This is a genomic window from Falsiroseomonas sp. RANM36 (assembly GCF_056682175.1).
Genome location: NZ_JBWXTD010000010.1, coordinates 44077 through 50737, shown reverse-complemented (window position 1 = coordinate 50737; position 6661 = coordinate 44077). Strand labels below are relative to the sequence as shown.

Genomic DNA, 6661 nt, shown 5'->3' with positions numbered 1-6661 from the left:
TTGGGGGGGGCCGGGGCCCGGCCCGGGGTGGGGGCGGGGGGGGGGGGGGGGGGGGGGGGGGGCGGGCGGGGCCGCCATGACGGCGGTCGTCACGGGTCGGATCTCGACGCGGACGCTGCGCGGCAGGTCGAGCCAATACGGCTCGGTGGGAAGGTCCAGGGTGAGCATGCTAACGTGGCCTCCAAGGGAAACACGGGTCCGCGCCCGAGCGTTCGCTGGGACAGCTCGGGCTGAGGAGATTGCGATGACGGTCGTTCGGCTGACCGAGGAGCAGGAGGCCATTGCCCAGTCGGCGATGGCGACCGGCCGCTACAACGGGCCGCAGGAGGTGATCGACGCGGCGCTCAAGCTGCTCAAGACGCGCGAGGAGCAGCGCGAAGCCTTCCTGCGCTCGCTCGACGATGCGCGCCGGGAGGGTGAGGAGAAGGGCTACGTCGAGATCGACGAGGTAGCGGCGGAGCTCGATGCCATCATCGCCGAGGCGGAGGCGAAGCTCGCCGCGCGCAGCGGCCACTGACCTTGGAGAGATCGGCGCCTCGCGCGCGGCTCACGCCGCGGGCGCAGCGGGAGCTCACCGAGGCGGTCCGCTGGATCGCGCAGGAACAGCCCGCTGCCGCGCGCGCCCTGCGGGATGCGGTGCTCGGCGCCGCAGAACGCATCGGCCGCCACCCGGAGAGCGGCGCGGTGCGCGAGGACCTCGCTCCGCTGCCGGTGCGCTTCGTCGCCCTGCCGCGGTTCCGCTACGTCATCGTGTACGAGGCACGGTCGCAGGAGCGGCCCGTGATCCTGCGCATCGTGCATGGTGTCATGGATCTGCCGGAGGTCCTCGGCCGGCGCGACTGAGCAAAGGCTCACGCGTACTCCGTCCCGGCCTGCTGGTTCTTCAGCACCGCCGTCATCATGCGCGTTGCCGTCGCGTTGTAGGCCGCGCGGAACTCGAAGCTTGCCTCGACGCCAGCCGGCCCCTCGATCGGGGTCTTGGCGAGCGCCAGATAGACTTCGTGCAGCGTGAAGGTGAGGCTGCGGTTGGCGTCGATCGTGAACGCGAAGGCGAACTCCGTCGCCGTGCCGTTCTGCGCCTGCGTGAGCAGCGTCGTGTCCGCGAAGCGCGCGGTGATCTGGCCGGTGGCGCGCGCGATGCCGGGATCCGCGCCCTCGATCTTGCGGTCGGCACGGATGGTGCGCACTGCCTCGACGCTGTTCGAGTAGGCGAGCCGCGCGCCGGTAACCTGCGCCAGCGCGGACCCAGCGCGGGTGATCGAGCCCTGCGCCTTGTTGAACGCGGTGTAGGCGGCAGATACCGGCGTGCCGCCGGAGGATGAGCCGGAGCGCGTCGAGCCCTGGGCGATCAGCTTGATCGTCGCGGTCGCCGGTCCGGTCGGGCTGAAGTCGATCTCTAGCGCGTCCGCACGCACGCCGGCGCAGACGTCGTAGCTCGGCACGTCCGGGTAGCCGATCTCGATCGCCTGCGAGGGCAGCGTCGCCGCGCCGGAGCTGAAAGTGTGGGTGAAGTTCGGGTTGGTGCCGGTGGTGGTGGGCGCGCCGAGCAGCAGCCGCAGCCAGTGGCCGATGTTGATCAGGTCCACCGGCACGACCACGTCGCCCTCGACCGTGACCGTGTCGAAGAACGGCGCGGCGGGATCGCGATTGCCGCCGAGGCCGATGACGTCGGCATCCAGCAGCGGCTGCTCGGCGCCGAGATTGCAGGAGAGGAAGGGCACGCGCCGCCAGTTGCCGCCTGGTGCGGTGCCGTAGGTCACCTCGGGAATCATGAGCAGGCGCGAGTTCGCGCCGATAGCACGAGGCATCGGAAGCTCCTGTCAGACCAGCGCCGAGCCGGCGACGGTGAAGGACAGCGTGACGGGGACGGAGGCGGCCCGCGCTGCAGCGGCGCCCTCGGTTTCGGCATCGTCGAAGGAGGGCGCGCCGGGCTGCGCCCAATCGACCGCGCCGCCGAGGGTACGGTCGCCGGCGATCGCGGCGGCGATGTCGACCAACAGCGCGTCGAGCAACGTGCCCGTGGTCGCGACGACCTCGACCTCGGCGCGGTGCTCGATCGCCCAGGCGAGCGGCGAGAGGATCGGGGTCTCCTCCACCGTCTCGCCGTCGCGGACCACGACCAGCCCGCCGGCGGGCAGGCGCGGCGGGACGGTCTCGTTGCGGAGGACCTTCGGGGCCGGGTTCCGCGCGGCCAGGCCGGCGCCCAGGCGGGCGTACAGGGCGGCGAGCGCCGTCTCGCGCACACTCATCCGGTCCTCGCCGCCTCGGCTTCCCAGGCCGCCACGAAGCGCCGCGCACGTCGAGGCGCTTGCGCAGGGTGACGGTGCCGCTGTGGGCGAGGCCGAGCTGGACGAGGCCGGCCATGCGCAGCCCCTCCGCGATCGCCTCCGGCGCGTAGGGCATGCCGCCGAGCTCGTGACGGATGATCGCCTCGACCAGCCCGCGCATGGTGCCGGCATCGTGCAGGTCGATCGGGTCGTCGAGCCCGATCCCCAGCCGCGCGGCGACCGCCGCCTGGTAGGCGCGGGTGTCGTTCTCGCTGCTCGGCGCCCAGCGCGCGACGATGCCGCGGACCGTGCGCAGCCCGTGCCGGTCCTGGTAGCTCTGCAGCAGCAAGGCGAGGGCGCGAATGCCGTGCTGGTGCGAGCGAAAGTGGCAGAAGCGCCCGTCCGAAGGCGGCGTCTCGAGCCCGAGCCACTTGTTCGTGGGCAGGTGCTCGATGTTGCCGGGGTTGCGGTTGCGGTATCCCCGGCTGAGCTTCGGATCGCCGCTCATGCGCCGGAGGCCGGCACGCGGTTGAGCCACACCCGCACGGTGGCGTCGGCGGCCAGCGCCGCCGCGGTGGCGATGCCGATCGAGAAGTTGCCCGTCGCCGTGGTGGTGACGCGGCGGTTGGTGTTGTCCCAGAAGACCCGTGCGCCGGCGGTGATGGCGCGCGAGGGTTCCTTGGTGAGGTCGAACACGCCCTGGGTGGCGGCCTCGATGACGGCGTTCTGCGCACCATCGACGGCGGCGACGCCGAACAGCGCGCCGACCAGGACGCCCTGGCCGGAGGTCACCCCGGCGGCATAGGGCACGGCAACAGCCAGGCTGTCGCCCGGCTGGACGAAGTTCCGCATGCGATACTCCTGCGATGGTGATGGGAGGGGTGCCGCACCGACGCGAGATGCCGGTTGCGGCAAGTAGTGCATTTCACTATTATCGCGGCATGGACGAAGCCATCTCCGCCGCCGAGGCCAATCGCGCCTTCTCCCGCTTGCTGCGCGAGGTACGCGAGGAGGGCCGGACCTTCGTGGTCACCTCCCACGGCAAGCCCGTCGCCAAGCTGGTGCCCTGCGGCTCGGCCGAGGCCGGCCGCGAGGCAGCGCGCACGAGCCTTCTGGCGCGCCTCGCCCGCCAGCCCGCGCAGGACGTCGGGCGCTGGACTCGCGACGAGCTCTACGAGCGCTGAGGTGCGGGTCGCGCTCGACACCAACGTCCTCGCCTACGCCGAGGGCGTGAACGGCCAGGACCGCAAGGACACCGCGCTGCTGATCCTGCGCGACTTCGCTGAGCACGAGCTGATGGTGCCGGCGCAGGCGCTGGGCGAGCTTTTCGTGGTGCTGACCCGCAAGGTCAAGCGCGAGGCGGCGGAGGCCCGCAGCGCCGTGCTCGGCTGGTCGGACAGCTTCCCGCTGATCGACACCACGCCTGGGGTGATCCTAGAGGCGATGGAACTGGTGACCACCCATCGCCTCGGTTTCTGGGATTCGGTGATGCTGGCCGGCGCCGCGCAGGCGGGCTGCCGCATGCTCCTGTCCGAGGACATGCAGGACGGCTTCACCTGGCGCGGCGTGACGGTCCGCAACCCCTTCGGCGCCACCAGGATCTGATGGCGCCGAGCAGCCGGGCGATCAGGTGCCCGGGTTGAACCAGGCGCCGCGCCAGTCGATCGCGCCGACGCCGAAGTCGAAGATGACGCTGACCTCGACGCCATCGACGCCGGAGACCGGGCCGGTGGTGACCTGCGGCCCCTCGGCGCCGTTGAGATAGCCGTAGACATAGACCGGCGTGGTCGGCGGCTCCGCGAAGAGATACCAGCGGTTCGCCGGGATCAGCGGCTCCACCACCGGCTGCAGCAGCCCGACATAGGGGTTCACAGCGCCGGAGCTGGCCGGGGTGATCGATGTCGTCAGCCGGAGCGCGGCGAGTTCGAGCGCCGGCCCCACCAGCACGCGCATGCTGCGGCCGAGCGAGATCGGCAGACCGTCGAGCGAGCGCTGGCGCATGATGGCGGTGCGGCCGGCGCCGATGTTGGCCTCGTCGAGCGCCGTGCCGGCGGCGGCCTTGTTCGCGCGTGGCCCGCCCGGGGGCAAGACCCGCGCCGCGCCCGGGGTGGGGGGGGGGCCCGGCGCCGGGGGGGGGGGGGGGGGGGGGGGGGGGGGGGGGGGGGGGGGCCGGGGGGGGCCCCCCGCCGGGCGCGGCGCCGGTAGTGAGCGTCGGCCCGTCGCCGTTGGCGAGGTTCACCAGCGCATAGGCGGTCGCATTCTCGAAGTCGGCGACGCGGCGGCCGATCATCGCGGCGAAGTCGGTGAAGGCGCCGAGGTCGTCGTTCACCAGCATCGGCCGCGTGACGCGGATGCGCCGGGCGAAGGTCTGCAGGAGCACGATCTCCTGGCTCTCGGACATGGTCCCGGCCTGGATCTCGCCGTTCTCCAACAGCGGCAGGAGCGTCGGGAAGTCGCCGACGCGCAGGTGCCGGTGCGGCTTGAAGTCCCGAAAATCGCGGCGGAGAAAGATCTGGCGGTAGGTCGGCTGCGCCGGCTGGTAGGCGGCGAGCAGCATCTTGTTGGCGGCGGCCGAGAGCAGCAGCGGGAAGTCGGAGCTGGTGTGGAAGGCGCGCTCGGCGAGCAGCGTCGGGTTGCGCGGCGGGTTGCAATCGCCGCGGCGCGCGAGGAGCTCGCGCAGCATCTCGGAGGGGCGCCAGCCCATGAACTCGGCGTGGCGGCCGGCACCGGGGCCGGTGCTCGGCGGCTGGTAGCCCGGCATGGAACGGGCGGCGAGTGCCTCGGCCATGGCGTCGAGCAGCTGCGCGGGATCGTCATGGCCGGGGCCGCTCTCCGGGCGGGCCGGGAGCGTGGGGCGGGCCGTCTGCGCCTGGGTGTGTCCGTCGTCGAATGCTTTGAGACAGGGGGCGCGGCAGACTAACGGAGGGTCTGGCGCATCGAGTTGCGAGGTTAGGCGGCGAGTTGGTGGTGGATCAAGCGCCGCTGCTGGATGGTCTGGCGCTTGATGCGTTCACGGTCGAGCAGGATGGTCTGGCCGCGTCCGAAATAGACGTCGGCCGGGGTGAGGTTGCGCAGGCTCTCGTGGCAGCGCCGATGATTGTAGTGCTCGACGAAGGCCTCGACCTGGGCCTCGAGGTCGCCGGGGAGGTAGTAGTTCTCCAGCAGGATGCGGTTCTTCAGGGTCTGGTGCCAGCGCTCGATCTTGCCCTGTGTCTGGGGGTGGCAGGGCGCACCGCGGACATGGTCGATGGCCTGCTTGTCGAGCCACTGCGCCAACTCGCCGGCGATGTAGCAGGGCCCGTTGTCGGAGAGCAGGCGCGGTCGGTGGCGCACACGGGCCTGGGTGCAGCCTGAGGCGGCCAGCGCCAGGTCCAACGTCGCGGTGACATCGCTGGCCGCCATGGTGGTGCACAGCTTCCAGGCGATGACGTAGCGAGAGAAATCGTCGAGCACGGTGGAGAGATAGGACCATCCCCAGCCGATGACCTTGAGGTAGGTGAAATCGGTCTGCCAAAGCTGGTTGGGCGCGGTGGTCTTGGTGTGGAATTCCTCGGCCGCCTTGACCACGATGTAGGCGGGGCTGGTGATCAGGTCATGCGCCTTGAGCAGGCGATAGACCGAGGCTTCGGAGACAAAGTAGCGCTGCTGGTCGGTGAAACGCACGGCGAGTTCGCGCGGCGACAACTCCGGCTCGGCCAGGGCGAGATCGATGATTTGCTCGCGCTTGGCATCGGTGATGCGGTTCCAGACGCGCTCGGGGCGGGAGGGGCGGTCGGCCAGGGCTTCGGGCCCGCCGCGCTGGTAGCGGTCATACCAGCGATAGAAGGTGGCCGGCGGGACCCCCCAGCTGGCGCAGCGTGCGGCGCGCGGGCAAGTGGGACTGCTCGACGAGGCGGATGATCTCGAGCTTCTCGGCGGCGGGGTATCTCATGCGAGGTCGTCCCCAGCCGCGATCATGCTTTTTTTCAGCAGGCGCAGCTCGAGCGCCTGTTCGGCGACAACCTCCTTCAGAGCGCGGGCTTCCTGGCGGAGTTCCTTGACCTCGTCGGTGGTGGCGGCGCGGGCGGTGTCGCCGGCCAGGCGACGCTTGCCGGCTTCGAGAAACTCCTTCGACCAGGCGTAGTAGAGGCTCTCCGCAATCACCTCGCGGCGGCAGAGCGCGGCGATGCTCTCCTCGCCGCGCGGGCCCTCGAGGACGATGCGGATCTTGTCCTCGGCGGAGTGGCGCTTGCGGGTGGCGCGGCGGATGTCACGCACGACCTTTTCGGCCGGCGGCTTGGCAGCAGGGGCGGAGGATTTCTGGCTCATCTTCACTCTCCTGGGGGTTACGATGAACCAGAAATCCTCCGCTTCTCAACCACGCCGGTCTGTCTCAAGGGCGCTGACGTCGGACA

Annotated in this window: 10 protein-coding genes and 2 pseudogenes; 5 read left to right on the top strand and 7 right to left on the bottom strand. The window is 71.1% G+C overall.

From position 1 onward, the window contains the following. Positions 1-244 precede the first annotated feature (244 nt). Together AC1MIR_RS26970 and AC1MIR_RS26965 are read left to right on the top strand one after the other, a co-directional pair. Complete coding sequence (locus AC1MIR_RS26970; RefSeq protein ID WP_184487320.1) at positions 245-517, top strand: ribbon-helix-helix domain-containing protein; 273 nt, start codon at positions 245-247, stop codon at positions 515-517. A gap of 2 nt (positions 518-519) precedes the next feature. Further along, entirely contained in the window at positions 520-843 is a 324-nt protein-coding gene (locus AC1MIR_RS26965) for a type II toxin-antitoxin system RelE/ParE family toxin (RefSeq protein WP_480031258.1), read from the top strand. An 8-nt stretch (positions 844-851) separates the two neighbouring features. On the opposite strand, the gene AC1MIR_RS26960 is transcribed toward AC1MIR_RS26965, so the two are convergent. The 3 genes from AC1MIR_RS26960 to AC1MIR_RS26950 form a co-directional block, all read right to left on the bottom strand. Beyond that, positions 852-1808 (bottom strand): phage tail tube protein, encoded by a 957-nt coding sequence (locus tag AC1MIR_RS26960; RefSeq protein WP_480031257.1) that lies wholly within the window; start codon positions 1806-1808, stop codon positions 852-854. Between the two features lie 12 nt (positions 1809-1820). Then, positions 1821-2249, bottom strand: coding sequence for a hypothetical protein (locus AC1MIR_RS26955; RefSeq protein WP_480031256.1), 429 nt, complete (start codon positions 2247-2249; stop codon positions 1821-1823). 522 nt (positions 2250-2771) lie between these two features. After that, on the bottom strand, positions 2772-3119 hold the full coding sequence (locus AC1MIR_RS26950) for a DUF2190 family protein (RefSeq protein ID WP_480031255.1): 348 nt from the start codon (positions 3117-3119) through the stop codon (positions 2772-2774). Positions 3120-3208: 89 nt separating this feature from the next. Here AC1MIR_RS26950 and AC1MIR_RS26945 point away from each other — a divergent pair, with 89 nt between their 5' ends. Next, positions 3209-3451, top strand: coding sequence for a type II toxin-antitoxin system Phd/YefM family antitoxin (locus tag AC1MIR_RS26945; protein WP_480031254.1), 243 nt, complete (start codon positions 3209-3211; stop codon positions 3449-3451). Between the two features lies 1 nt (position 3452). Continuing rightward, positions 3453-3872, top strand: a complete 420-nt coding sequence (locus AC1MIR_RS26940; protein ID WP_480031253.1) for a PIN domain-containing protein — start codon at positions 3453-3455, stop codon at positions 3870-3872. 21 nt (positions 3873-3893) lie between these two features. On the opposite strand, the gene AC1MIR_RS26935 is transcribed toward AC1MIR_RS26940, so the two are convergent. Together AC1MIR_RS26935 and AC1MIR_RS26930 are read right to left on the bottom strand one after the other, a co-directional pair. Continuing rightward, a complete protein-coding gene (locus AC1MIR_RS26935) occupies positions 3894-4355 on the bottom strand; it encodes a phage major capsid protein (RefSeq protein ID WP_480031252.1) in 462 nt (153 codons plus the stop codon). A gap of 202 nt (positions 4356-4557) precedes the next feature. Further along, positions 4558-4824: pseudogene (locus AC1MIR_RS26930) on the bottom strand (phage major capsid protein); the annotation flags it as partial. On the opposite strand from AC1MIR_RS26930, the gene AC1MIR_RS26925 reads away from it, so the two are divergent. Further along, complete coding sequence (locus tag AC1MIR_RS26925; RefSeq protein ID WP_480031251.1) at positions 4741-5187, top strand: hypothetical protein; 447 nt, start codon at positions 4741-4743, stop codon at positions 5185-5187. The pseudogene AC1MIR_RS26930 and the gene AC1MIR_RS26925 sit on opposite strands and share 84 nt — an antisense overlap. 29 nt (positions 5188-5216) lie before the next feature. On the opposite strand, the pseudogene AC1MIR_RS26920 reads toward AC1MIR_RS26925, so the two are convergent. Next, positions 5217-6113, bottom strand: a pseudogene (locus AC1MIR_RS26920) (IS3 family transposase); the annotation flags it as partial. Between the two features lie 81 nt (positions 6114-6194). Next, positions 6195-6575: a transposase gene (locus AC1MIR_RS26915; RefSeq protein WP_480031250.1), complete on the bottom strand. Its 381-nt coding sequence runs from the start codon at positions 6573-6575 to the stop codon at positions 6195-6197. Positions 6576-6661: the final 86 nt, after the last annotated feature.

Bases quoted from the DNA above. Each gene is read 5' to 3' on its own strand.
- AC1MIR_RS26970 (WP_184487320.1), top strand. From the start codon at position 245: ATGACGGTCGTTCGGCTGACCGAGGAGCAGGAGGCCATTGCCCAGTCG.
- AC1MIR_RS26960 (WP_480031257.1), bottom strand. From the start codon at position 1,808: ATGCCTCGTGCTATCGGCGCGAACTCGCGCCTGCTCATGATTCCCGAG.
- AC1MIR_RS26955 (WP_480031256.1), bottom strand. From the start codon at position 2,249: ATGAGTGTGCGCGAGACGGCGCTCGCCGCCCTGTACGCCCGCCTGGGC.
- AC1MIR_RS26950 (WP_480031255.1), bottom strand. From the start codon at position 3,119: ATGCGGAACTTCGTCCAGCCGGGCGACAGCCTGGCTGTTGCCGTGCCC.
- AC1MIR_RS26945 (WP_480031254.1), top strand. From the start codon at position 3,209: ATGGACGAAGCCATCTCCGCCGCCGAGGCCAATCGCGCCTTCTCCCGC.
- AC1MIR_RS26915 (WP_480031250.1), bottom strand. From the start codon at position 6,575: ATGAGCCAGAAATCCTCCGCCCCTGCTGCCAAGCCGCCGGCCGAAAAG.